At 56.8% G+C, this 25,450-nt stretch carries 23 protein-coding genes; 6 read left to right on the top strand and 17 right to left on the bottom strand.

Annotation, left to right across the window (positions count from 1 at the left end; translation table 11 throughout):
* Nucleotides 1-23: 23 nt before the first annotated feature.
* The 10 genes from B9Z47_RS02630 to wbaP form a co-directional block, all read right to left on the bottom strand.
* Entirely contained in the window at nt 24-1,193 is a 1,170-nt protein-coding gene (locus B9Z47_RS02630; protein ID WP_108329672.1) for a glycosyltransferase family 4 protein, read from the bottom strand.
* Nucleotides 1,190-2,329, bottom strand: a complete 1,140-nt coding sequence (locus tag B9Z47_RS02625; protein WP_108329671.1) for a glycosyltransferase family 1 protein — start codon at nt 2,327-2,329, stop codon at nt 1,190-1,192. The genes B9Z47_RS02630 and B9Z47_RS02625 overlap by 4 nt, the downstream gene beginning before the upstream one ends.
* On the bottom strand, nt 2,330-3,208 hold the full coding sequence (locus B9Z47_RS02620; protein ID WP_108329670.1) for a GDP-mannose 4,6-dehydratase: 879 nt from the start codon (nt 3,206-3,208) through the stop codon (nt 2,330-2,332).
* Entirely contained in the window at nt 3,208-4,248 is a 1,041-nt protein-coding gene (gene gmd, locus B9Z47_RS02615) for a GDP-mannose 4,6-dehydratase (protein WP_108329669.1), read from the bottom strand. The genes B9Z47_RS02620 and gmd overlap by 1 nt, the downstream gene beginning before the upstream one ends.
* Before the next feature lie 11 nt (nt 4,249-4,259).
* Nucleotides 4,260-6,740, bottom strand: a complete 2,481-nt coding sequence (locus B9Z47_RS02610; RefSeq protein ID WP_108329668.1) for a glycosyltransferase family 1 protein — start codon at nt 6,738-6,740, stop codon at nt 4,260-4,262.
* A gap of 1 nt (nt 6,741) precedes the next feature.
* Nucleotides 6,742-8,073 (bottom strand): class I SAM-dependent methyltransferase, encoded by a 1,332-nt coding sequence (locus tag B9Z47_RS02605; RefSeq protein WP_108329667.1) that lies wholly within the window; start codon nt 8,071-8,073, stop codon nt 6,742-6,744.
* On the bottom strand, nt 8,070-9,290 hold the full coding sequence (locus tag B9Z47_RS02600; RefSeq protein WP_108329666.1) for an ABC transporter ATP-binding protein: 1,221 nt from the start codon (nt 9,288-9,290) through the stop codon (nt 8,070-8,072). The genes B9Z47_RS02605 and B9Z47_RS02600 overlap by 4 nt, the downstream gene beginning before the upstream one ends.
* The gene (locus B9Z47_RS02595; protein ID WP_108329665.1) at nt 9,290-10,084 is read right to left on the bottom strand and encodes an ABC transporter permease; all 795 of its coding nucleotides are present in this window, start codon (nt 10,082-10,084) and stop codon (nt 9,290-9,292) included. The genes B9Z47_RS02600 and B9Z47_RS02595 overlap by 1 nt, the downstream gene beginning before the upstream one ends.
* Nucleotides 10,084-11,496 carry a mannose-1-phosphate guanylyltransferase/mannose-6-phosphate isomerase gene (locus B9Z47_RS02590; RefSeq protein ID WP_108329664.1) on the bottom strand — a complete coding sequence of 471 codons (1,413 nt, stop codon included), beginning with the start codon at nt 11,494-11,496 and terminating at the stop codon, nt 10,084-10,086. The genes B9Z47_RS02595 and B9Z47_RS02590 overlap by 1 nt, the downstream gene beginning before the upstream one ends.
* Before the next feature lie 190 nt (nt 11,497-11,686).
* Nucleotides 11,687-13,018 carry an undecaprenyl-phosphate galactose phosphotransferase WbaP gene (gene wbaP, locus B9Z47_RS02585; protein WP_369911704.1) on the bottom strand — a complete coding sequence of 444 codons (1,332 nt, stop codon included), beginning with the start codon at nt 13,016-13,018 and terminating at the stop codon, nt 11,687-11,689.
* Between the two features lie 469 nt (nt 13,019-13,487).
* On the opposite strand from wbaP, the gene B9Z47_RS02580 reads away from it, so the two are divergent.
* Nucleotides 13,488-14,666: a class I SAM-dependent methyltransferase gene (locus tag B9Z47_RS02580; RefSeq protein ID WP_108329662.1), complete on the top strand. Its 1,179-nt coding sequence runs from the start codon at nt 13,488-13,490 to the stop codon at nt 14,664-14,666.
* 27 nt (nt 14,667-14,693) lie between these two features.
* Here the strand turns inward: B9Z47_RS02580 and B9Z47_RS02575 are convergent, their stop codons facing one another.
* Both B9Z47_RS02575 and moaC read right to left on the bottom strand, forming a co-directional pair.
* Nucleotides 14,694-16,082 carry a sensor histidine kinase gene (locus B9Z47_RS02575; protein ID WP_108329661.1) on the bottom strand — a complete coding sequence of 463 codons (1,389 nt, stop codon included), beginning with the start codon at nt 16,080-16,082 and terminating at the stop codon, nt 14,694-14,696.
* A gap of 30 nt (nt 16,083-16,112) precedes the next feature.
* Entirely contained in the window at nt 16,113-16,604 is a 492-nt protein-coding gene (gene moaC / locus B9Z47_RS02570; protein ID WP_108329660.1) for a cyclic pyranopterin monophosphate synthase MoaC, read from the bottom strand.
* A gap of 72 nt (nt 16,605-16,676) precedes the next feature.
* On the opposite strand from moaC, the gene B9Z47_RS02565 reads away from it, so the two are divergent.
* Nucleotides 16,677-18,242 carry a M48 family metalloprotease gene (locus B9Z47_RS02565; RefSeq protein WP_369911631.1) on the top strand — a complete coding sequence of 522 codons (1,566 nt, stop codon included), beginning with the start codon at nt 16,677-16,679 and terminating at the stop codon, nt 18,240-18,242.
* Nucleotides 18,243-18,388: 146 nt separating this feature from the next.
* Nucleotides 18,389-18,850: a DUF3717 domain-containing protein gene (locus B9Z47_RS02560; protein ID WP_108329659.1), complete on the top strand. Its 462-nt coding sequence runs from the start codon at nt 18,389-18,391 to the stop codon at nt 18,848-18,850.
* Between the two features lie 24 nt (nt 18,851-18,874).
* Here B9Z47_RS02560 and recX read toward each other — a convergent pair whose 3' ends face one another.
* Nucleotides 18,875-19,333: a recombination regulator RecX gene (gene recX / locus B9Z47_RS02555; protein WP_108329658.1), complete on the bottom strand. Its 459-nt coding sequence runs from the start codon at nt 19,331-19,333 to the stop codon at nt 18,875-18,877.
* A gap of 94 nt (nt 19,334-19,427) precedes the next feature.
* Nucleotides 19,428-20,465 carry a recombinase RecA gene (gene recA, locus B9Z47_RS02550; protein WP_108329657.1) on the bottom strand — a complete coding sequence of 346 codons (1,038 nt, stop codon included), beginning with the start codon at nt 20,463-20,465 and terminating at the stop codon, nt 19,428-19,430.
* Nucleotides 20,466-20,606: 141 nt separating this feature from the next.
* Between recA and B9Z47_RS02545 the strand changes: the two genes are divergently transcribed.
* The 3 genes from B9Z47_RS02545 to B9Z47_RS02535 all read left to right on the top strand — a co-directional run bounded on the left by B9Z47_RS02545 (nt 20,607) and on the right by B9Z47_RS02535 (nt 23,488).
* Nucleotides 20,607-21,110, top strand: a complete 504-nt coding sequence (locus B9Z47_RS02545; RefSeq protein WP_108329656.1) for a MarR family winged helix-turn-helix transcriptional regulator — start codon at nt 20,607-20,609, stop codon at nt 21,108-21,110.
* A gap of 192 nt (nt 21,111-21,302) precedes the next feature.
* Nucleotides 21,303-21,977, top strand: a complete 675-nt coding sequence (locus B9Z47_RS02540; RefSeq protein ID WP_108329655.1) for a response regulator transcription factor — start codon at nt 21,303-21,305, stop codon at nt 21,975-21,977.
* A 50-nt stretch (nt 21,978-22,027) separates the two neighbouring features.
* Nucleotides 22,028-23,488, top strand: coding sequence for a sensor histidine kinase (locus B9Z47_RS02535; protein ID WP_233253613.1), 1,461 nt, complete (start codon nt 22,028-22,030; stop codon nt 23,486-23,488).
* A gap of 123 nt (nt 23,489-23,611) precedes the next feature.
* Here B9Z47_RS02535 and B9Z47_RS02530 read toward each other — a convergent pair whose 3' ends face one another.
* The 3 genes from B9Z47_RS02530 to B9Z47_RS02520 are packed head-to-tail and all read right to left on the bottom strand — an operon-like array spanning nt 23,612 to nt 25,447.
* A complete protein-coding gene (locus tag B9Z47_RS02530) occupies nt 23,612-24,271 on the bottom strand; it encodes a glutathione S-transferase family protein (protein WP_108329654.1) in 660 nt (219 codons plus the stop codon).
* 22 nt (nt 24,272-24,293) lie between these two features.
* Complete coding sequence (locus B9Z47_RS02525) at nt 24,294-24,674, bottom strand: hypothetical protein (RefSeq protein ID WP_108329653.1); 381 nt, start codon at nt 24,672-24,674, stop codon at nt 24,294-24,296.
* Nucleotides 24,671-25,447: a biotin--[acetyl-CoA-carboxylase] ligase gene (locus B9Z47_RS02520; RefSeq protein ID WP_108329652.1), complete on the bottom strand. Its 777-nt coding sequence runs from the start codon at nt 25,445-25,447 to the stop codon at nt 24,671-24,673. The genes B9Z47_RS02525 and B9Z47_RS02520 overlap by 4 nt, the downstream gene beginning before the upstream one ends.
* Nucleotides 25,448-25,450: the final 3 nt, after the last annotated feature.

The following is a 25,450-nucleotide window of genomic DNA, read 5'->3' as shown; positions in this document are numbered from 1 at the left end:
TCTCTGGGTGAACCAATGGGCTTTTATCCTGGGTCTATTTGGCTTTGTTTTTGGAACGCTGCGTATTGGCTATCAACCATATTCACAAATTCTTGCCTGAATTTGGACTTCGCGAATCTACTTGCATTATTTTGGCAATTTTTAGATTTCAGACTTGAGGCTAGAGTATCAAAGCGCACAACTGCGTCCATGATGGCCTCGGCGGTTTGCTCCTCAAAAAACAATCCGGTGGCTTCTTTGGCGTTTCCAAGCTGACTGTCGGCAGCACGTATGGTTTCTCGGGCGGCCCCCTTGCCGTAAGCAATGACCGGTGTGCCGCAGGCTTGGGCTTCGACGGGGGCGATGCCAAAGTCTTCTTCGGCCGCAAACACGAAGGCTTTAGCGCGTTGCAGATGGTCTTTGAGGCTATCTGCGCTTTGGCGTCCGATCAGTTGCACGTTGGGGCCTGCTTCGGCTTGACATTTAGCCATATCGGGTCCATCACCAATAACGATGAGCTGTTTGTCAGGCATGCGACTAAAGGCTTCTACGATGAGCGCGACTTTTTTGTAAGGCACCATGCGTGAGGCTGTGAGATAAAAGTTGTCCTTGGCCCCGCCCTCGGGCAGGGGCACAAAAAAGTCTGTGTCCACGGGGGGGTAAATGACCTGGGCTTCGCGTCGGTAACTTTTGGTAATGCGCCGCGCGATGTAGTGCGAAATAGCGATGAAATGGTCCACCCCATTGGCGGTGCGCACGTCCCAAAGCCGTATTTTGTGCAGCATCCAGCGCACCAGCCCGCCTTTGATGCCTCGGTCGAGCCCGGATTCTTGGAGGTATTGGTGCTGTAGGTCCCACGCGTAGCGAATGGGGGTGTAACACATGCACAGGTGCAGTTGGTCAGGCGAGATGAGAATGCCTTTGGCCACGGCATGCGAGCTGCTGATGACGAGGTCGTAGCCGGACACATCGAGCTGCTCTATGGCCAGGGGCATGAGGGGCAGGTAGTTGCGGTAGTGCTTGCCTGCACCGGGCAAGCTCTGGATGAAGGTGGTAGTGACTTTTTTACCTTGCAAGAAGTCTCGCTCGTGGCTGGGCACGAAGTCGACCACGCTGAACAGGTCAGCCTGGGGGTAGCACAGCAGCATTTGTTCGAGCACCCGCTCGGAGCCGCCGTAGTTGACGAGCCAGTCGTGGACGATGGCGATTTTCATGCGATAGCGGCGCGGTAAACGCTCAGTGTTTCGCGGGCGCACTGGTCCCAGCTGAATTGGCGGCTTCGGATCAACGCTCGGCTTGAATAAGCCTGGCGAAGGTCGGGGGCTTGAGACAGGGTCAGCATGGCTTGGGTGAGTTGATCCACGTTGCCGGGGTCAATCAGCAGGCCGCTGTCGCCAACCACTTCTGGGATAGACGAGACATTGGAGGCAATGACCGGGACGCCACAAGCCATCGCCTCGAGAGGCGGCAGTCCAAAGCCTTCGTAGACCGAGGGGTAAACAAGGGCACAAGCTCCCGCCGTGACTTTTGTGAGGTCTTCGCGGGCGAGGTAGCCAAGTTGCTTGATTTCGCCAGCAGCCAACAAGGGCGCGATTTGCTTTTCGAGCTGGCTGGCGTTCCAACCTTTCATACCAACTAGCACCAAGGGGTGCTGCTGTCGCAGGGATTTTGGCATCGCCATGAAGGCTTGCAGGGCGTGCTGCAGGTTTTTACGCGGCTCCAGTGTGCCCACTGCCAACAGGTATCGTCCATGGATCAAGCCCAGTCGGCTCAAGGTAGCTTGGGTCTGCTGTGAAGTATGGGGCTGGTATTGCACCTCTACCCCGAGGTGTACCGGGTGAATAATGTGGGGCGATATGCCGAACACATCGATCAGCTCTTGCTTGACAAAATGCGAGTCCGTCAGGATTCGACATGCCCGGCGCAGGCCGGGCTCAAAGTATTGGTCCATGGCACGGACGCGCTCTTTGGGTTGCATGTGCGGATAGCGTATCCAGGACAAGTCGTGCACGGTGATGACACTGGGACCATCGAATTCATATGCCAAAAAATTTGGCTCGTGGTAGAGGTCAGGTTTAATGCTGACCACGCCTTTTGAAAAGTATTTTTGTTGCACGATTCTGGCGTGCTGGTAGCTGTTGGGCACCCATTTTTTGATCCAACCTTTCCAGCGGTTGGCCATACGGGGCAGGGGTTGCTGCCTGGTTTCTTGGCTCCAGCTGGTGGCATAGAACTTATGCACTTGCACTTGTGTTTGCGCATCCAGGCCTTGTAGCAGTTGCTTGGCGTATTGCCCAATGCCAGTCAAGGGTGACAGCAACGGAACCGCGTTGAAGGCAACCTTGATCATTCAGCAGAGGACCTTGGCTTGCGCGGCACTGAGCATGTTTTGCAAAGTTTGCGCGAGAGCAGGCTGTGTCCGGGTGATGCCTTTGCCCGCCAGCAAACGCTGCAATTGGTTGGAGCTGCCACACAAGCGGTGCACTTCACTGGCACGCACAAATGCGGGGTTGACCCGCACCTGGATTTGATGGCCCGTGAGTTGGCTCAGCGTATCAATGACTTGCTGCAAAGTGTAGGTGGTGCCAGTGCAGATGTTGTAAGTCTGCCCGCTTTGGCCGTACGCCAGAAGGGCAAGGTAATCTTCGCAGACCATGCGCACATCATTGAATTCGCGCTCGACATGCAGGTTGCCTAACTCAATGGTGGGAGCCTTTCGGGTGAAGTGGTCCACCAGTTTGGGGATGAGGAATTGGCCGCCCTGCCCGGCTCCGGTGTAGTTAAAGGGACGGGTGATGACGATGGGCAACTGATCCGCCAGTGTGAGCGCCATGTGTTCCATGGCAAGTTTACTGGCAGCGTAATGGTTGACGGGTGCAGGCGTTTGGTCTTCAGTGATGGGAGATGAGTCGCAATTGCCGTAGATGTTGGCGCTGCTGGCCACAAGTACTTTGGCTGGTGGTCGCGCCAACACAGCCAAGGCACGGAGCAGGTTCATGGTTCCCACCACATTGACGGCATAGAAGGCTGCCTCATCGGCGCTGCCTACAAAACTGATGGCAGCCAAGTGCACCACGGCATCAGGTTGGGTTTGGCACACCTGTTGGGCCACGGCAGCTTTGTCGGTCAGATTGGCTGTCAAGGCTGTGATCTGGTGCCCAGCATTTTGCGCAGCTTCGGCAAAGTGACGGCCTGTAAAACCGTCTGCTCCGGTCAGAAGAATGTGCATCAGAAAGAGAACCCGGTTTGATTGCGGCGCAAGTCAGCTTCGACCATCATTTGACACAGTTGCTCTAGCGTGGTGCTGGGAGACCAGCCGAGTTTGGCTTTGGCTTTGGCTGGGTCGCCAATGAGCAACTCGACTTCCGCCGGACGGTAAAACTTGGGGTTGATGCGCATGACGATTTTGCCCGTGGCGACATCGGTGGCGGTTTCGTTTTCTTCTCGGCCCTGAAAGTCCACGTCAATACCAGCACCCTTGAACGCCATGCGCACGAAGTCGCGCACGGTCTCGGTGCGATTGGTGGCCAGCACGAAGGTATCAGGTTCATCGGCTTGCAGCATGCGCCACATGCCTTCCACGTACTCTTTGGCAAAGCCCCAGTCACGCTTGGCGTCCAGATTGCCCAGCTCCAAGCAGTCGAGTTGGCCGAGTTTGATCTTGGCCACACTGTCGGTTATTTTGCGGGTGACAAATTCACGGCCACGCAGCGGGCTTTCGTGGTTGAACAGGATACCGCTGGAGCCAAAGATGCCGTAGCTTTCGCGGTAGTTGATGGTCATCCAGTGGGCGTAAAGCTTGGCTACACCGTAGGGGCTGCGGGGGTAAAAAGGTGTCTCCTCAATCTGTGGAATGGCTTGAACTTTGCCAAACATTTCGGATGTGCTAGCTTGGTAAAAGCGGATTTTGGGGTTGACCAGGCGAATGGCTTCTAGCAGATTGAGTGCGCCAATGCCGGTGATTTGTGCCGTGGCGCTGGGCTGCTCGAAACTGACGCCCACAAAACTTTGTGCCGCGAGGTTGTAGATTTCGTCGGGCTGCACTTTTTGGACCAGTGCGATGCTTGTACCCAGGTCGGTCAAATCGTATTCGACCAAATGCAAATTGGGGTGATTGTGAACACCCAGCTCTTGCAGCCTCCAGAAGTTGACTGAACTGGTGCGGCGGTAAGTACCGTAGACGATATAACCTTTTTCAAGCAGAAGTTGCGTCAGGTAAGCGCCGTCTTGGCCGGTAATGCCTGTGATGATGGTTTTTTTTATGTTCATTTTTTATGGACTCAGTTCAGTTTCATGTTTTTGATTAATTGCTCAGCTGACTCTCTCCAAGTCAGCCATCGCATGTTTTCGGTACTTGGTTGTCGCTTTTGCTCATAAAGTGCAAGCCAGGCCAAAACTGCATCTGCCAAATGTTCAGGAGCCAAGCCTCGAAAATAGTACGCACTGTCCGAGGCCACTTCTCTGAAGACAGGCAGGTCACGGGCGATCAGGTCCAGACCGTGTTGTGCTGCTTCGATCAATGGCAGGCCAAAGCCTTCGCCCTCACTTGCAGCAATCAGACCATCGCATGCCTCGTATAACTTTTCCAAGTATTCATCACTGATGCCCTCAAGCCAATGCAAACGGTGATGCTTTTCAGGATGCTTACTGAGTTTATCTACCAGTGTGTCAACCAACCATCCACGCTTACCCACGATGACCAAGTTGATATCTAAACCTTTATCCCACAGCAATTCAAATGCTGCCAAGGTTTGCGCGTAACCTTTGCGGGGCTCTACGGTACCCACCATCAGGAAGCTGATTCTGTCTTTCAAGGCCGATAAAGTGTCGCCGGCAGACTTTGGTACGCCTTGACTAGGCAGGCTGCTGCCGACATCTGCACCCAAATGGAAATGACATAAAGCAGGTCCACCATCACGGCGTCGAAGTGGATGGTTCAAGAACCATTGAGCAGTATCTTCCGCTACAGCCTGGGAAATGCAGACCAAATCCGTTGCAACTTCGCCAATGTTTCTCAACCATGTCAGAAAGAGTGTGCCGTTCTCTGGCGTCCACCATTGAGGTTGCTGTGCGAGCAAGATGTCGTAAACCACATACGCAACACGCAATCCGCGATGCCGCAAATTTTGATGCAAATGATGGGTTTGCTTACTCAGGTGCATGTTCAAGTCGAGCGAGAGGTAGACGTCGTCTTGAAAGAAATCGACTGTCGCATCGCCAACCCCAGTGGTTTGCGAGAATCTTTCCTCACAAAACGCATTGGCGTACCGGTATGCACCGTGTTCAAAGTAGATGGGCTGGACAACCATGTGGCCCATGTCCTGTTTGAACAACTCACTGACCAAACTTCTCACGACCCGTTGTATCCCAGACTTGGCATCAGACTGGACCAATGTCGAAATGTCTAACAGTAATTGGCGTCGAGGGCCACCTTGATTGAAAGCAATGGCTCTGGCGACTTCTTTCAAAGCCGCAGGGCTTGGCTTGGTGTCTATAGCTGTTTGCGCGAGTGCTTTGAGCAGGTCTGTTTTGCAGCTGTGCACAGGGGGGGCTTCCAGGTGCAAGCGTTCTAACGCTTGAATCGCTGTTTTGGCGCTTTGATCCCAACTGAATTGATGGACGTGAGATGCACCATGGCTGCGCAAACGCTGCAGGAATACCTCATCGGTCAGCGCACGTGCCATTGTTTGCGCCATGGATGCAGTTGACTCCGGATCAAACAAAGCCTCGCTCAAGCCAATCACTTCCGGCAAAGATGTGGTCCCGGACCCCACAACTGGAGCACCACAGGCCATGGCCTCTAATGCAGGCAACCCAAAGCCTTCATGAAGAGAGGGAAAAACGAAGAGTTGAGTCAGTGCGTACAGCGCAATCAATTCCTCGTCATCAACGTACCCCGTTAAAACAAGTTCATCATCGCGCAAGCCATGCAGCTTCGCCATGGCGTTTAATTCAGCGCGTTGCGATGGGCTAAGTTTGCTGACGATGACGAGCTGATGTTCAGCTCTTAAGTTTTCAGCCAATTGGCTGTATGCGCTAATTAACCGATCGAAGTTTTTCCTAGGATCAAAGCCACCTGGCGCATAAAGAACCATTTTCCTGTGGATTTTAAATTTGGCAAGAATCGCTTGGATTTTTTCAGCGTTTAATGACGGCGGCTTGAATTCTGGACCAATTGCGGTCGATATATTGACCACTTTTTCTGGGTCGAGTTGAAGGTGATCAATCCCCTCTTTCCGTGATGAATCCGAAATAGCTAAGAGCAAATCGGCTTGTTTGATCCACTTTAATTTTCGGTTGTAATAGACTTTCAGATCTGCATCAAGCAAGTACTGATCAGCATGTATCAAAGGGATAAGATCGTAGAGCACTGCGGCAGTTTTGAAGGACTTTGCATGAAGCCCAATAGACGTGACAGCATGGGCCCAATGCCCTTCAAAAACACTGGTCAAAATCACCACATCAGGCTTCAATGACGCCAAAAAATCTTCGCGAATAATTTCAGCCGACAGGTTTGACCAACTCTCCACGTTTTGAAGCAAGGGTATATCAAATACCCGTATATGGTCTGACTTTAAAATGCTGTTGAAAGCAGCACGAATACCATCAATGCTATCCGTCAACTGGCCATTTAACGCCAAATAAACCTCATGCTGGCCTGCATGACGAACGATTGCTTGCGCGAGGGAGAGCGAATAGCGTCCTATGCCACGAAACCGACTTTCTGTTTGCGCGCCTTGCATGTCAATGACGATACGCATCTCAGTTTCGACCTTTCTGGATGTTGCCAATCTCTCGCAGGAGATCGTCATGAATTTTTTGAGAGCACGGCGACAACGACACGTCGCGCAACACCATCAAGCCTTCGATATCTGTCGTTGTTAAGATGCTGAGCTCAGGACTGAGCGTGTGGCTCACTTTCTTCAGATGCTGATATATGCCGACCTTCTGACTAAGCCTCACCAGCAAGCGCCGGAGTCTTGGTTTTTGCTCAATCAACCCTATGCTTTTTCGAACGATTTTTTTGCCCAAGGCTTTTGTTCGATGCGTCAAACCCTCTTGGCGCAAACGCTTCAATTGACTCTCAAACCAACGGAATGGAGCGGTGATGCGCCACGTGTAATGGTGTTGAACCTCTTGCAGTCTGTGTTCTAAATTTTGAGCATGTGAGTGCAATGATTCGGCAGTAGATTGTGCATGCTGAGATACAAGCTCTGCTTGCTGCGCTTTTAGTTCTGCTTGCTGCGCTTTTAGTTCTGCATGTTTCGCAAAATTTTGGGCCTGCAGAGAATTTTCAAAAGCTTGTTGCGCTAGAACTTCAAAATGTTTGAGTTGGAGTTCCAATTGTTCGAACCGAGTGTCCCAACGCCTTAGCAGGAGTGCAAGATCTAGCCCGTAATCAGCATTAAATGCGTATTCAGTTAGCGCCAAAATGGGTTCATCTGCATTTTTTTGAGCCACTACTGCGAAGTCAGGGCTGACGCCCGAAAAAACCTCTTGGAGATTGACATTGCTCTTGAACAGCAACTCTTTGGACTCTTGCAATCGGACTGTTTTAACCCGAAAAAACCCTGCATGCTCTGCCACAAAACTCAACAGCAAAGGTGGAACGGGTCTTTGATGGCTTGGGTCCACATAAAAATTCGATGTAGCAACTACGATGTTTTCCGGATTGGGGGTCTCCATGATCAAAAGGCCACCGGGCAGGAGCACGCGCATGGCTTGCTTCACCAATTCTTGCAATTGGTCAAATGCAATGTGTTCTACGACATGAAAAGCAGAAACTACTGCCTGGCTTTGGTCTGGCAGTTTCTGAAGATGAACAATAGCATCCCCCAATTGCGCATCAAGACCCAATTGGTGACAAGCTTGCAGCATGCCTTCGTCCAGATCCACACCTTGGGCTTGATAGCCAATTTCGGTCATCAACTCCAGCCACTCACCTCGGCCGCACCCCAAATCCACCGCTTGTGCTCGAGGGTAAGTCTCCAGCAATGGCTTCACGAATGACGTGTACACGCGCAGCCGGTCCTTGATCGTTTGACGCCCCCCCCTGTGACGGTCCTCAAATGCGCGATAAAACGTATTGGTCATTTTGTGCACCTCACTGAAGGGGGCATCCAGGCCAAGCCGACAAATTCTGCGTGCTTGGTGTTGATCACGCTAAAAATGATCGCTTGATCGCGCCACTCGTAATTTTGGCCAATGTGTGTATCTGCCGTGTGTGCAGCCACTGCAATTGAATAAGTGCCCGGGCCAAGATTGGCTTCAAAATCAAAATTAAATTGAATACAGGCTTGAGGCTCCAGATTTTTCAATTGCCGTTTGAGGTGGTGGGTGTTGGTTCCAAATACAGGCTGTCCCAGCCTGTCCTTGATCATGTAGCCAATGACTAACTCAGGAATGAATTGGCTGCAGTCGACTTGAACATGCAAAGAGACGCTTTGACCCACTGCAACCATTTCAATGGGCTGGTCTTTATCGTCGACCAAGAGCACCTCCGTCATCGTGACTTCTCCCGTTCCTGAAATGGTTTGAACTTTGCCGTCATCCTTAACTTCTTGTTTGACGGTCTGATTTTGGTGGTCAGCCAGCATCGCGTTGTAATAATCCATCACCGCTTCAGGCTCTCCTTGCATGGCCAGTTGCCCTGCATTGAGCAAAATGGCACGGTCGCAGATGCTTTGAATGGCGCCTTTGTCGTGGCTGACAATGAGAAGCGTGGTGCCGAGTTTTCGGAACTCGCGTATGCGGTCAAAACTTTTGTGTTGAAAGTAAGCGTCCCCCACAGAAAGGGCTTCGTCCACGATGAGTATGTCTGGCCTGATGGCGGTGGCCACGCTGAAGGCCAGTCGCATTTGCATGCCGCTGCTGTACACGCGCACGGGCTGATCGATGTAATCACCGATTTCGGCAAAGCTTTCAATGTCGGGCATGAGCCGGGCAATGTCTGCGCTGCTGATGCCGAGCAGTTGTCCGGCCATGAAGGCATTTTGCCTGCCCGTGAAGTCGGGGTGAAAGCCCATGCCCAGCTCGAGCATGGCTGCCACGCGGCCGGTCATTTGTACGTTACCTGTGGTGGGTTGGGTGGTGCCGGTAATGAGTTTAAGCAGCGTGCTTTTGCCCGCACCATTGATGCCGATGATGCCAACAGCCTCCCCCGGATTAACGGTAAAGCTGATGTCTTGCAGGACCCATTTGAGTTGGTGACGCTTAGCATAGCCAGGCGTGATCCACTCGAGCAGGCGCGACCAGCGGTTAGGGTATTGCTTGTAGGCTTTACCCAGATGGGTGACGACGATTGTGCCCATCAGAGTTCATCCACCATTTCGCCTGCATTCTTTTTGAACAGACGCAAACCCAACAGGCACAAGAGGCTGGCCAATATAGCTGTGGGCCAGAGAGTGCCCCAATGAGGCCACTGATGGCTAACAAAGATATTTTGGTACGCACCGATTACAGCGGCCATAGGGTTCAAATTCATATAGGGCTTGATAGCCTCAGGCAGGATGTTGGCCGGATAAACGATAGGCGTCAGCCAGAACCAAAATTGCAGAAAGATACCAAAAAACTGCCCCACATCCCGGAAAAAGACATTCAACACCCCAAGCACCATACCCAGGCCAATGGCGAACATGATTTGCACCGCCAGCACAGGCAATGCAGCCAGTACCACCCAACCTGGAAAATTTCCGCTGATCACCAAAAAAACCACAAATAGGCCAAATACGATGCCAAAGTTGAGCAGCGCATTGAGCACCACCACGATGGGCAGAGTGATGCGCGGGAAGCTGATTTTTTTGAGCAAGTTGGCGTTGTCCAGAAACATGGTTTGCCCACGCCCCACCATTTCAACAAACAGCCCCCAAGTCAACACACCCGCACACAAGTAAATACTGTACGCGAATGTGCTGTCTACACCGGGCAGCTTGGCGCGCATGACTTGCGCGAAGATGACGGTGTAGACCACGATCATGGCCAGGGGATTGATGATGTTCCAGGCAGCGCCCAGCAAGGAGTTGCGGTACTTGCTCTGAAATTCGCGTTTGACGCTGCCCAGAACAAAGCCACGGTATGCCCAGATCGGCTGTAAAAAAGCACGCATCAGGCTGCTCGACCGTATTGATCTTCAAATCGGACGATATCGTCTTCACCTAGATATTCACCGCTTTGCACTTCGATCATGACCAGCGTTTGTTTTTGCTGGTTTTCAAGGCGATGCTTGTGTCCCGCCGGGATGTAGGTGGATTGGTTGGTGTGGATAGTGATATCTCGCTCGCCATTGACAACTTGGGCAGTGCCCGAAACGACAATCCAGTGTTCGCTGCGGTGGTGGTGCATTTGCAGACTCAAACGTCCTCCGGGGTTGACTTCAATGCGCTTGATTTTGAAGCCTTGACCTTCTTCCAGAACGGTATAGGTACCCCAAGGGCGGTGCACGGTCTTGTGCGTTTTATGGGTTTCATGACCGAGGTTTTTAAGTGTGGCAAACAGGTGTTTGACGTCTTGTGCTTTGTTGCGGTGAGCCACCAGCAGCGCATCCGGGGTGTCGATGATGAGCAGATTGTCCAGGCCTACCGTACCTACAAGGCGATTGCTGGACTGAATGGTGCAGTTCCGAGTGTCGTGCAGCATGGCTTGCCCCATGACGCGGTTGCCCTGGTCGTCGCTGTCGGTCAGGTCACCCAAGGCCGTCCACGAGCCAATGTCACTCCAACCTATGCGACATGGGACCACCGCGATGCTTTGAGATTTTTCCATGACAGCATAGTCAATGGAGTCTTCGGGCACCAACATGAAATTCTCGGCATGGAGTTCGATTTGGGTGATGTACGTGTCTTCAGTGCGGCGTGACGCGTCCAGGCACTGCCGGGTAGCGGCTATGATTTTGGGGCAATGTTGCTGCATTTGCTCAATGAGGGTGCCTGCCGTGAAGCAGAACATCCCAGCATTCCAGAGGTAGCTACCGGAGTCCAAGTATTCCTGAGCTTTGGCGGCATTTGGCTTTTCGACAAAACGGCGCACTCGGTAGCCATCAACTTCGATGTACCCATAGCCAGTTTCAGGGGCTGAGGGCTCAATTCCGAAAGTGACCAACTGCCCGTTTTTGGCCAAGGTCACAGCTTGGTCAACAGCCACTTCAAAACCAATCTGGTCTGTAATAAGGTGGTCCGCTGCCAGCACCAACATGACTTCATTCGGGCCATGCATGCGCTCGACTTCCAAGGCAGCCGCCGCAATGGCCGCTGCTGTGTTTCGACCAAAGGGCTCCAGCACGTATGAAAAGTGCATGTGGGACGGAGCTACTTCGTGGTAATCGTCTTTGGTTTTGAAGAACAGGTCTCGGTTGGTGACTGTCATGACCGACCGGGCATCTTTCAGTTGTGCAGCACGCAAAAAAGCTTTCTGTAGCAAACTTTGTCCATCACCCAGGCGTATGAAGGGTTTGGGGTGCTGTTCTCGCGAGACCGGCCAAAGCCTTGAGCCAACACCGCCGGAAATAATTACTGGGATCATGAGTTAATCGAATTGAAATGCCTTCAAGGCGTTGACATTTTTCTGGTCAACATTAAATTTTAACTTTTTAGTTACTTGACAGATAAGTTTGAGGGTAACTTTTAATTATAACTTTGACAATAAAATTGTGGTGCCACAAATGGGTCGTCTTGCATCTGCATAAGATTTAAGAAAGCATAGCGTTAGGTGGTTAATACGCTCCTGCACGGTTCATAACCACCGAAATCGTCTTAAACAGGATGATTTGGTCGTGCCATAAAGACCAGTTTTTGACATACCAAGTGTCTAGGTAAACACGCGTGTCGTAGTCCAGATCGTTGCGTCCACTGACTTGCCATAAGCCAGTCATGCCGGGGCGCACCATGAGGTAGTAGCCGACTTCGTCGCCATAACGGCTGAGTTCTCGCTGCACAACAGGTCGTGGACCGACCAGACTCATCTCACCGCGAATCACGTTAAGCAATTGTGGCAACTCATCCAGGCTGGTACGCCTTAGAAAACGGCCAACGCGGCTGACACGAGGATCGCTCTTGAGTTTGCTTTCTTGCTCCCATTGGGCTTTCAGGTCTGGCCGATCTTGCAACAGTTTTTCCAATTGCGCCTCAGCATTGACAACCATGGTGCGAAATTTGTAGCAGTTAAAAACTAGGCCTCGTTTGCCGACTCGGGGATGAGCAAACATGGCCGGGCCGGAATCCCGGCGAATAAGCAGCGCAATGACCAACATGAGCGGACTGAGCAACAGCAGTAAAACCAACGCGGCCAAGGTGTCGAAAACCCTTTTGGTCAGTCTTGCAGGCCAGCGCCGTAAGTTGTTACGCATGCGCAGCAACGCAACTTCGTGCGAGAAGAAGTGGGACATGTCTGTGCCGTGTAAGGGCACGCCACGCATGGCGGGAATAACGCTCACATCTGTCACGTTCCACTGAGCCAATCGACGAAGCCAGTGCTCTCGTTGGTCAGATTGGCTGTGCTCCAACGCTATGACCCATTGAACGCCTTTTTGAGCGGCCAATTCGGGCATGCGCCCAATCGGAAAGCGGGGTTGGGTGGCATTTTCGTTTTCTTTGGCGTCTTCTCCAATATCGACAAAGCCACTGACCTCCAGACCCATTTCGGGTTGACTTTTCAAGGCCAAGGCCGCCTCTGCGGCGTTAGGCCCCACGCCAACAATGATGGTCGGCCTGGCCCACAAATTGACGGCTTTGAGCAGCCTGCGACTGACAACACGCATGGATATCAGCATGATGAGCACAGTGACCCAGGAAATGCACCACCACCACCGGGATATGTGCCATTGGGCCAATGCGACCACCGACAAATCAAGCATGGCCATCACGCAGACCAAACGGACAAAGTCACGAAATTCGTCCCAAAATGGGCGTCGGTCGCTGTAATGCTGATAAGACATCAACAGGCTGAACAATCCCGTCAGTGCGACGAACGCCCAAGCACTTGCGCGTTCCGGTCCTGTCCACGCGGCCAAATGCCCGGTTTTGCCCTCAAGCCAGGGACTTGTCATACTGGCCACCCAAAAAGCCAGCGCCATGGCTATCACGTCCCCCAGCAAAATGGCAAACTTGGATAGCCTGAGCTTGATCTCACTCAACCCCATGATGGGTAAAGTTCGCTGTTTTGTGGTTTTGGCTGTATTTTTCAATTGGCAGCCCTCATACACACAACTGGGAATCGCCAAAGTATGCAAGCATTGGCGTTGCAGCGGAATCTAAAAGTTGACTGATCATGCCCTGCAGGTTGATAACTGCTGTTGCATTGCTGGGTTGCGGGCACCATGGTGGATCTTTTTATTTTGGAATGATGCGGTTGAACCCGTATTGTGCCTTTCTTGTCATTTGCTTTTTTATGTTTCGTCCGCACGCCTTAACACCTTTTACTTGGTTTATTGCTTTCACACATCCTTCACGCGGCTATAGTCCCCCACCGGCCCATCGGCCCAAAACACTGAAAAGGCGCCCCACGGGCGAAATGGCATGAATGCGCAACCCGAGCTGGTCTGGACCGAAGAAAACGAGGTGCGCTCTGCCCTTTGGCGCATGGACAAGGGGGCGGTGTTGCCCAAAAAGGTGGTGCTGGCCGATGACACATTGAGTGCCGACTCGGCTTTTCGGCTGGCTTGCGAGGGCCATGGTTTGTTGTGGCGGGGCGATTTTCAGAATGCCCGGCAGTTGCTGCAGGCGCTGGCGCGGCGCATCGACAAGCCCAAAAAGGTGCGCGCTAAAAAGGCGGTCGAGCCCTCAGAGGCTGTACCGGGTGCGGCTTTTCACGCGCATCGCCAGGCGCAGGCGCAACGCAGCAGGGTGCTGGGTTCGGTCTTGATCGAGTTGGATGGCGATTACGGCATCGCTTTGCGCCGCGCGCCCGATGTGCGGCAGGCCTGCACACAGGCTTTTGGGCCAGCCAATGGGCAAACCTCGGTGTTGTCCCTGCGCAGTTTGCAAGGGGCCATCGGCGCTTTTGAGTGGCGCAAAAACGGGGTGGAGGTGCCTGCCTTGGGCGAAAACCTGCGCATTCACCCACATTACGGGGTGTTTTCACCGGTGCGGGGCGAGTATGTGGCTTTGGTGCAGCAGGCACCTTGGCCTGCCGCCATGTCGGCTCATTCGGTGGCTTTTGACATCGGCACGGGCACGGGTGTGCTGGCCGCTGTGTTGGCGCGGCGTGGTGCGGCCCAAGTGGTGGCGACCGACTTGGCTGAGCGGGCTCTGGCCTGTGCACGCGACAACCTGCAACGCCTGGGTTTGCAAAATCAGGTGCAGTTGTTGCAAACCGATTTGTTTCCCCCCGGCCAGGCGGCCTTGATTGTGTGCAACCCGCCTTGGCTGCCTGCGCGGCCGACATCGGTGCTGGAGCAAGCGGTCTACGACGAGGGCAGCCAGATGCTCAAGGGTTTCTTGTCGGGCCTGTCCGAACACCTTTGCCCCGGGGGAGAGGGCTGGCTGATCTTGTCCGACCTGGCCGAACACCTGGGCCTGCGCACACGCGAGGCGCTCATGGGCTGGATGGCGGACGCCGGTCTGCAGGTGTTGGGGCGGCTGGATGTGCGTCCTGTGCATGCCAAATCTGCTGATGCGACCGACCCGCTGCACGCGGCGCGCGCAGCGGAGATCACTTCACTTTGGCGACTGGGTCGGTCCGAGCCAAACGCTTAAAAAGCGGGCGCTAGGCGCGCCACAGCCTCAGTCAATCGAAGGCAGTTGCAATACAACCACGGCACCACCATCGGGATGGTTGCCGATGCTGAGCGTGCCCCCGTGATGTTTGGCAATCGACTTGGAGATGGACAAGCCAACCCCCAGGCCATCGGGTTTGGTGCTGAAAAACGGGGTGCTCACACTGGCCAGCACCTCAGGCTGCATACCCGGGCCGTTGTCAGTGATTTCGACACAGGCCATGCCGTCAGCACGCCAGACACGCAGGTGCAACCAGCGTTCACTTTGGCCTTGCGTGGCTTGAATGGCATTGCGGCAGACGTTCATCAGGATTTGCGACAGTTGCACCGGATCGCCTCTCACCCATACGTTTTGCGCAGGCAGTGTGACTTCGAGGCGGACCGACTCGTTGTTTGCCAAGTCGTTGATCAAGGCGGTCACATCCGAGATCACCTGGCCCAGCGCCACCCGCTCAAACACGGTTTCCTTGGAACGGATGAAGGCGCGGATGCGGCCCAGGATGTCCCCGGCTTTTTGGGTGTTGCGGTGGATGTCACTCAGGTATTGCGCCAGGCTGGCATCGCCCGTTTTCTCCAGCGCCATGCCAAGCCGGTCTGCAATGAGGTAGATGTTGGTCAGGGGCTGGCTCAACTCATGGGCGAGTGAGGCGGCGATTTCGCCCACGCTGCGCCGTCGGTCCAGTTGCGCAATTTGATCCCCCAGGCGGGCCGCCTCTTCTTGGCGTGCCTGCTGGGTGGCCTGCTCCAGGTTGGTGCGGCTCAAGCGCTCCAGAAAAATGCCCATGAACCCCAGATTGCCCACAATGGCAGCCAAAACCCCAAACAAGACCATCAGCACAGACAAGGGATTCAAGCTCAACACATCGGGGTCTTCCCAGCCTGTGGCGGCAATGAGCGCACGCAAAGCCAGTACGCCCCCCAGTGCCAGATAGACCCTGGACACCCAAATCGCGCTGAAGCTTTGATCGCGACGGTGCACGTCTTTGGCCAAAAAACCCAGCCAAATCAGCGTTGCAGAGGCGACACCGGAGCCCCAGATGAAGCGAGCGATCGGGCTCACCGCATTCAGAGATTCGTAAACCCCCACGAACGCGACGCAAGCCAAAGCAAGCCAGCGTTTGTGCAGCGGTCGCCCCAAGGCCAGGCGCAAGGCCGTGGCACGCAACGCTGTACCGGCAAACAACAGGCCGTTGGCCAAGGGATAAGACGCCCAATAGGGCAAGTGTTTGCGAGAGCCCAGCAAGACCAGGCTCATTCCAAAAACCACACCGCCTGCACACCATGGAAGCACCGTGCCGGTACTGTCTTTGCGCAGCAAAAGCCCAACGGTGATGGGCATGACGACATACAAAATGCCCGCGATGAAATAGGCGGTGGGAAGGTCGAAGGCGATCAATGGATGGCTCCTGACAATGCGGGGCAGATTTCAGGTATTGGCCACAAAGCTCCCCGACTTGCCCCCGTGTTTTTCCAGCAGTTTCACATCGGTGATGGTCATGCCACGGTCCACGGCTTTGCACATGTCGTAGATGGTGAGCAAAGCCACCTGAACGGCCGTGAGGGCTTCCATTTCCACGCCGGTCTGGCCACTGACTTCTGCTGTGGCGGTACAGGCGACGCTGGAGGTTTCTTCCTGCACCGTAAATTCGACGGCCACCCGGGTCAGGCCGATCGGATGGCACAGGGGAATCAAATCAGGGGTCTTTTTAGCCCCCTGGATACCGGCGATGCGGGCAATGCCGAGCACATCGCCTTTTTTGGCTGACCCCGAAGTGATCAGGGCCAAAGTAGAGGGCAGCATGGTGATGCGACCTGTCGCCACCGCCACACGCCGGGTCACGGCTTTGTCTCCCACATCGACCATGTGGGCTTGCCCTTGGGCGTCAAAATGGGTCAAAACAGTGGCAGACGTGTTCATATGCGGCATGGCTTTACATCGGGTTCACAACTAACATGCATCATACGGGGATTGAACTGGGGGTCAGCTTACGTGAAACACGCCATTCGTCGACTTCATTGGACTTTGGGACTGGCAGCGGCCATGGGCATGGGATCGGCCTGGGCGCAATCCAGCGGCTTGCCCGCGCTGGGGGATGGCGAGAGCATTTCGCTGAGCGCTGAGCGCCAATTGGGCGACCGCATTGCGCGCGAGCTATACCGCGACCCGGACTTTCTGGAAGACCCCGTGCTCGATGAGTACATCCAACAATTGTGGGCACCACTGGTGAAGGCCGCTGCCTCCCGGGGGGAGCTTTCCAGCGAGTTGCAGGAGCGTTTTGCGTGGCGCATTTTGTTGGGACGTGACCGCTCTGTGAATGCTTTTGCCTTGCCCGGTGGTTACCTGGGTGTTCATCTGGGTTTGATTGCGGTGGTGGGTTCACACGACGAGTTGGCGTCGGTGCTGGCGCACGAGTTGAGCCACGTCACACAGCGGCACATTGCCCGGGGCATGAGCGATCAGGCCAAGATGACGCCCTGGGTGATTGGGTCCATGATTTTGGGCGTGCTGGCCGCCAGCAAAAGCCCCCAGGGTGCGCAAGCGCTGATCGTGGGGGGGCAGGCCGCAGCCGTTCAGTCGCAATTGAGTTATTCACGCGACATGGAGCGCGAAGCAGACCGGGTGGGCTATGGCATTTTGGTGGATGCGGGCTATGACCCCAAAGGCTTTGTCGGCATGTTTGCCAAACTGCAGCAAGCGGCCGGCCTGAACGACAGCGGGGCGTTTCCCTATTTGCGCAGCCACCCGCTGACCAGTGAACGCCTGGCCGACATGCAGGCCCGGCAACAACTGAACACTTCCGCCCCCGGCACGGCCGCAGACATGGCCCAGGCCATGTTGTCAGCCCGGGCGCGTGTGCTGTCGCAAAACAACCCGGATGCCCTGAAGGCCTGGATACAGGAGGCAGAGCAGCCAACAACCCGGTCCATGCCTGCGCAAAGGGCTGGCGCGTTGTATGCGGCCACCCTGGCGCACCTGCAAATGCGCAACATGGCCGCTGCTGAGCGCACATTGCAAGCCCTGGGTCCACTGGTTGCCGCTGCGGACCATGTCCCGACATCGGAGGCATCGCGCACATCGGCACTGGCCGCCAAGCGCTGGCTGCGGCTGTTGCGTGCCGAAGTGGCCTTCAAACAAGAACGGTTCGATGAGGTGCTGCAGACCGTGATCCCGGTTCAGAACGGCGCAGCTTTGCAGCGCCCTGAATTGATGGCTGTGGCGCAGGCTTTGGCACGCATGCCGAGCCACCCTTTGCAACAGGACATCACCGGCCAGTTACGCCAGTGGGTGCAAGCAGCGCCCCATGACGCACCAGCCTGGGACGCGCTGTCCAGGCTACTTTCCAAGCAAGGGCAGGCTCTGGCCTCGTTGCGCGCCGAGGGTGAGGCCCAAATCGCCCGACTGGACTGGAGCGGCGGCATTGACCGTTTGCGCGCTGCACAGGACCTGGCGCGAACGGGTCGTCTGCGGCCTGGCGAACACATTGAGGCGTCGATTGTGGATGCCCGTTTGCGCTACGCGCAGGACAATTGGCTGGCCTTGCAAAAACAACGCTGAATGACGTGCGCTGAAATGCCTTGCTTGCCGAGCGTCACGATGGCAAGCACACGCGAACACCGGCCATGGTGAGTGGCTTTGTTGCCGGGCATCCCCTTCGATCACGGCACTTGCGGCTATGATCGCCCTCCTTCTTCAAGCAGACCATGGCCGGAATCCACATCACCGACATCGAAGCCGCCATCAACCACTGGCGCATCAAAAACCCCTCTCCCGATGGGGTGTCGCTGCCGGCCGAGTTGCGTGCACTGGCCGAGGTGTACGGTCTGATGGTTTACCTCCGGCAAGACCTGGCCGACGAGTTCACCCTGCCCCTGGCTGCGGCGCTGGCCTGGCAGGACTGGTACGCCACCACGCCCGACACGCCCTGCATCGCCATTTGCTCCACCAGCCAGGGGGACGAAACCTGCAAAGGCTGTGGCCGCAGTTTTGAAGAAGTGCAGTTATGGACAGAGATGAGCCCTGGCGAAAAGCGTGTCGTCTGGCAACGCATCACGGCAGAAGGAACATCCTGGCGCTTTAACCGCTACGCCGAGCGCGCTGCGGAAGACCGCCGCTGGTCCAAAGCCGCTGCCGATGCGCAAGTGCCGCTGGATTTGAAACCCTGAGGGTGTCTGGACCTCAAGTGGACGTCAGTCTTGTGGTTCGTCGCCTTGCACCACGCGCCGCACCACCTCGGCGTTGAAGCCTCGGGTGAGCAAAAAACGCATGTGTTTGGCCCGGATTTTCGGGTCTTGCGCGGGGGTACCGAATTTCTTGCGCCAGACTTCTTGCGCCCGGCTGAACTCGGTTTCTTTCAGTCCTGCCATGGCTTCGGCCACCGCCTCGCCCGACAGCCCTTTGGCGGCCAGCTCCTGCTTGACGCGGGCGGCACCCAACTTGCCCGCACGACGGTGGATGAGCGAATCCACCGCCCGGCCATCGTTGATGAAATCCCGCGCCTGCAACGCATCAAGGGCTTGGGCCAGTTCGCCAGGCACTTCTTCGTGCACCGCCAGCTTGCGCTCGAGTTCGGCACGTGAGTGTTCTCTCTGGCTCAAAAGCCGCAGTGCGCGACCTTTGAGCGAGGGTTGAAAATCAGGCTTGTTCATGGTCTGTGTCTGTGGGCCAAAGTGAGACGGCGCGCCAGAGCCAGGCCTGAAAGCTTGCCCGAGGCGGCTCAACCAGGCGGGCTGCCGCCCAGGGTCAATCGGCCTTGGCCTCGGCAATCGCCGATTCCAGCAGGCGGATGCCCAGCGATTCACGCACCTTGTTCTCGATTTCACGGGCCAAAGCGGGGTTTTCACGCAGGAATTCGCGGGCGTTGTCACGGCCTTGACCGATTTTTTCGCCTTGGTAGGCGTACCACGCGCCAGATTTGTCGACGATTTTGGCTGCGACGCCCATGTCAATCACCTCGCCTTCGCGGCTGATGCCCGCGCCAAACAGGATGTCAAACTCGGCCGTCTTGAAGGGCGGGGCCACTTTGTTTTTGACCACTTTGACTTTGGTCTCGTTGCCGATCGCGTCGTCGCCCTTTTTGATGGTGCCGGTGCGGCGGATGTCCAGACGGACCGAGGCGTAGAACTTGAGCGCGTTGCCGCCGGTGGTGGTTTCGGGGCTGCCAAACATCACGCCGATCTTCATGCGGATCTGGTTGATGAAGATGACGGTGCAGTTGGTCTTTTTGATGGTGGCGGTCAGCTTGCGCAGGGCCTGGCTCATCAAACGTGCTTGCAGGCCCGGCAGGCTGTCGCCCATGTCGCCTTCGATCTCGGCCTTGGGGGTCAGGGCGGCCACCGAGTCGATGACGACCAGATCCACCGCGCCGGAGCGCACCAGGCTGTCCACAATTTCCAGCGCTTGCTCGCCGGTGTCAGGCTGGCTGACCAGCAGCTCTTGCAGGTTGACACCCAGGTTTTGGGCGTATTGCACGTCCAGCGCGTGCTCGGCGTCCACAAAAGCGCAGGTGCCGCCCAGGCGTTGCATTTCAGAGATGACTTGCAGGGTCAGGGTGGTTTTGCCGGACGATTCCGGGCCGTAGATCTCGATCACACGGCCACGCGGCAGACCGCCCACGCCCAGCGCGATGTCCAGGCCCAAAGAGCCAGTGGAGACAACCTGGATGTCGGCGATGGCTTCGCCTTCGCCCAGCCGCATGATGGTGCCTTTGCCGAATTGTTTTTCAATCTGGGCCAGGGCGGCTTGCAGGGCTTTGGACTTTTCGCTGTTGTCATCGCTCATGGGAATCTCCTTGAATATCAATGGGTTGGGGCACCGGGCTCAGCAGTGATGCGCTGTTTACTGGATGCGTGAACAGTACTGTAAACGAACTGTACAAAGCTTGAAAGCTTATTTTTGGTCAGTTTGCCTTATCATTTAACCATGCCTGAAATCGCCTCTACAAAAGCCCAAGCCAGCCCCTCGCTGCAAGACGATCGTTGGCGACAAATGCATTTGGGGCGCCTGTTGGGCCATGCCATGCGCCGCTTTGACGAGCGCGTGCTGCACCTGATGGCGGGCAACGACGGCGTGCCCCTGGCGCTGGCGAATCTGGCCTCGCGTGACCAGATCAGCGCCGCGCATGTGCACATCACCCGTCATCTGGCCCTGGAGGGCTCACGCCTGACCGATCTGGCCAGGGCGGCGGGCATGAGCAAACAGGCCATGGGCGACCTGGTGGACCAGTGCACGGCCTGGGGCTTGGTGCAACGCGAAGCCGACCCACAAGATGCGCGCGCCAAGCGTGTGGTGTTCACCCCCGTGGGGCTGGCTTGGCTGCAGGCCTTCAAGGACGCGGTGGCCCAGGCAGAGGCTGAATTTCGCGAGGCTGTGGGCAAGGATGTGGCCACGGTCGTGGCTTTGGGCCTGGAGGCTTATGCACACTGACCGCACAGCCTCAGCGAACGAGGTGGCGTGCACCGACGCCACGGGATGCCATGGCTTGGCCCGGACACGCCCATGACGGCCCTTTCAGCAAAGCGGGCCCCACGTCAAAACGCGCAAACCTGCCACTAGAATCGCCAAGACCGGGCACACTAGCAAGACGGCCGCACACCCCCACAACAACAGGAGACAGCCATGCGCATTTTGATAGCCGAAGACGACCAGGTACTTGCTGACGGTTTGCTGCGCACTTTGCGCAATGCGGGCGCGGCCGTGGACCATGTGGCCAGCGGCAGCGAAGCCGATGCGGCCCTGATGACCAACAACGAGTTTGACCTGTTGATCCTGGATCTCGGCCTGCCCAAAATGCATGGTCTGGAAGTGCTCAAGCGTCTGCGTGCGCGGGGCTCCACCTTGCCGGTGTTGATCTTGACTGCGGCAGACAGCGTCGAAGAACGCGTCAAGGGGCTGGACTACGGCGCCGACGATTACATGGCCAAACCTTTCAGCCTGCAGGAGTTGGAAGCCCGGGTGCGCGCCCTCACCCGCCGCGGCATGGGCGGTGCCACCTCGCAAATCAAGCACGGCCCGCTGATTTACGACCAGTCCGGACGCGTGGCCACCATCGACGGCAAGATGGTCGAGCTGTCGGCCCGCGAGCTGGGCCTGCTGGAGGTGTTGCTGCAACGCGCAGGCCGCCTGGTGAGCAAGGACCAGCTGGTCGAGCGCCTGTGCGAATGGGGCGAAGAGGTCAGCAACAACGCCATCGAGGTGTACATCCACCGCTTGCGCAAAAAAATTGAAAAAGGCCCGATCCGCATTGCCACCGTGCGTGGGTTGGGCTATTGCCTGGAAAAAATTCCGGGCTAACCGGCAGACGGTTGGACGTTCACACCGCCTGAGCCCCGCACCGTCAAACCATGAAATCCCAAGGCTGGAACGTGCGAATTTTCAAACGGGAGCAACGCTCCCTGTTCGGGGAAATCCTGGACTGGATGCTGACCCCCCTGCTGCTGCTGTGGCCCATCAGCCTGGCCCTGACCTGGCTGGTGGCCCAGGGCCTGGCCAACAAGCCATTTGACCGGGCGCTGATCTACAACGTGCAGGCGCTGGCGCAACAGATCAGGCCCGGGCCGGGCAACCGCGTGGAATTCAGCCTGCCGCAGCCCGCCAGCGAATTGCTGCGTGCCGACGAAACCGACCTGGTCTATTACCAGGTTCGGGGCGGTCGGGGCGAACACCTGAGCGGGGACCGCGATCTGCCGGCACCGCCTGCCGACGCCGCCCAAGGCAGCAGTTACGAGGTGCACATCCGCGATGACGAAATGCGTGGCCTCGAGGTGCGTGTGGCCTACACCTGGATTCGGCTGGACGCAGAGAGCCAACAACCCGCCTTGGTGCAAGTGGCCGAAACACGGGAAAAACGCTCTGTGCTGGCCGCCGAGATCATCAAGGGCGTGATGCTGCCCCAGTTCGCCTTGTTGCCACTGGCGGTGCTGTTGGTGTGGCTGGCCTTGGTGCGCGGCATCAAACCCCTGTCCGAACTGGAAGAGCGCATCCGGGCACGCAAGCCCGATGACCTGAGTCCACTCGATGACAAGGCCGTGCCCATGGAAGTGGCCCCGCTGGTGGTCTCGGTGAACGACTTGCTGGAACGCTTGAAAGACTCGATCGTCACCCAAAAACGCTTTCTGGCCGATGCGGCCCACCAACTCAAGACCCCGCTGGCAGGCTTGCGCATGCAGGCCGATCTGGCGCAGCGCTCAGGCTCCAGCGAAGAAGACCTGAAAAAATCATTGCAGCAAATTGGCCGCGCCAGCGTACAAGCCACGCACACGGTGAACCAGCTGCTGTCGTTGGCCCGCGCGGAAGGTGGGGGCACCAACTTGCCACTGCAGTCGTGCGACATGGTGAGTTTGGCCAGCGAAGTGCTGCAAGACTGTCTGCCGCGCGCCATGGACAAGGGTCTGGATCTGGGCTACGAGGGCGTAGAGCCAGGCACGCCAGGCGCACAGGTACAAGGCAACCCGACCTTGCTCAAGGAGATGGTGCGCAACTTGGTTGAAAACGCCATCCACTACACCCCCAGCACGCCAGAGCGGCAGGGCGTGATCACGGTGCGTGTGTTGGTGGACCCTTACAGCAAGGCCCTGGTCATGCAGGTCGAAGACAACGGTCCGGGGATTCCGCTGCCGGAGCGCGAGTTGGTGTTTCAGCCTTTTTACAGGGCCTTGGGCACGAACGTGGACGGCTCCGGGCTGGGCCTGCCCATCGTCAGGGAAATCGCCCAACAGCATGGTGCCAGCGTCAGCGTGGACGCCGCCCACCTGGGCCAGGCTTCACCAGGGGCGTGTTTTACCTTGCGCTTTGGACAAACCTGAAGCCCGTTGACCGCGCCAACGGTGATCGCCACACAAGACAAGGCTCGGGGAAGGGGCTGAAGGGCTCAAGCGGGGTGGCGGGCCTTGGCGAGGCCCACACGCTGAAGACGCGGGGCCGCGGTGTCAGGCCGGCTGGCCCATGTTGAGCTGCAAACGCTCACGCGACATCACACGGGCCACTGCGGGCTGAGCCGCTACTTTTTCCACAAAGGCCCACAGTTCAGGGTGCGCTTCAGGGGGGATGCCGGCTATGGTGCCCCAGCGGCTCAAGGTCAGGCTGTACGCATCCAGCGGGCCGAAATGCGCGCCGCTGAGCCACGGCTGACCTTTGGCGGCTGCGGCTTTGACCAAGTCTTGCAACTCGCCCAACATGCCACGGAACAACTGGGTGTTGTAAGGCTTGAGCGCCGCTTGCACTTCGGCTTGGTCCGAGAATTTCTGCGGCATGAAGATGTGCGTGAAGGTCGGGTGCACCGTGTTGTTCATCCAGGCCAGCGTCGAGATGGCTTGTGCGCGGGCCAAGGCCTCTGTGGGCAAAAAGCCCATCTGCGGGAACAACTGGTCCAGGTGCAGCACGATGGCCACGATTTGCGTGACAGGCTGGCCATTGTTCACCAGCACGGGCACCTGACCGCGTGGATTGATGGCTTTGTAGTCGTCGCTGTTTTGCTCGCCTTTGTGCAGTTTGACCATGCTGGGCTCAAATTCGGCACCGCTCATCTCCAGCAAGACATGGGGCACAAAAGAACAGGCACCGGGGGCGAAATAAAGTGTCAGACTCATGGGGTTTTTCCAATCAACAGGTTTATCGAGGAGTACTTAGAGGCGCTGATGGTGCAACAGCACCCGCAGGGTTGACCACCGCCGCAGAGGACGAGGCCGAAGCAGCCAAGGGCGGAACTGCAAGGCCCTCTGAGGGCAACAGCGTGGCCGGGTTCACAGCGGCCGGATTCACAGCAGCAGAGTCGGGCGTGGTGGCCTGCTGGGGCGAAGCTTCTGACGCCCGGGCTGCGGGCTTGGGCACCACCTCGAACTTCAAGGCCTCGGGCCGGATTTGCTGCTGCACACGCTCGGGCTCACGGTGCCTGTCAGGGCCCCAGCCCCAGCGTGCAAAAGCGTTCCATTGCCATGCCAACACGGCGGCGTTGAGCACCCACAAAATGCCAATGACGTACTTCAACTTCAAGTGGAGCTTTCTTCAGTGAATGGTCGAACGCTGATTTCGGCGCTGTGCACTTCCCGCACGCCCGCATCGGTTTGCAATTGCAACGCCCCCCCGGGGCCGACCCCCAAGGCCAAGCCCTGCTGGCCATCGCTGGTGTGCACGCGGCGATCTTTCAGGACATCGCGGGCTTCAAATCGGCGTTGCAGGGGTGCAAAACCATCGCGTTCAAAAGCCAGCAAGGCGCGAATCAGCGGGCTGACCACACTCAAAAGGGCGGTCGGCGCGGTCATATCGGGCCGCAACTCGGTCAAAGCCGCAGGCAAGGTGTTCAAGCCGTCTGCAGGGCGCGGCCGGATGTTCAGGCCCACGCCCACCACCACCTGGCTGCGTCCGCCCATGCTGGCAGCCTCGACCAGGATACCGCCGAGTTTTCGGTCCTGAAACCACAAATCGTTGGGCCACTTCAGGCCGATATCCGGGTGCAGGCTCTCGGCCAGGCTCAGGCCCACGGCCAGTGACAGGCCGGACCAATCTGCGGGTGACATCGGCAAGCTGAGCGAGAAGGTGAGCGAATCGCCCGGCTGACTTTGCCAGACACGGCCCATGCGACCACGACCTGCGGTCTGACGTTCGGCCACCAGCAGGGTCGGCGAGTGCTGCCCTGAGCGAGCGCGGCGCATGAGTTCGCTGTTGGTCGAGTCCAACTCGGGCAAGACCTCGACCGTGAACTCGGGCAGCAGCGGGTAGACCTGTTCCCAGATCGTTTCAGCCAACCAAGGCGTGGGCGTGATCACGGC

The sequence above is a fragment of the Limnohabitans sp. 2KL-1 genome (assembly GCF_003063435.1).
Classification (GTDB): domain Bacteria; phylum Pseudomonadota; class Gammaproteobacteria; order Burkholderiales; family Burkholderiaceae_C; genus Limnohabitans_A.
This window is presented reverse-complemented; position numbering and strand designations above follow the sequence as displayed.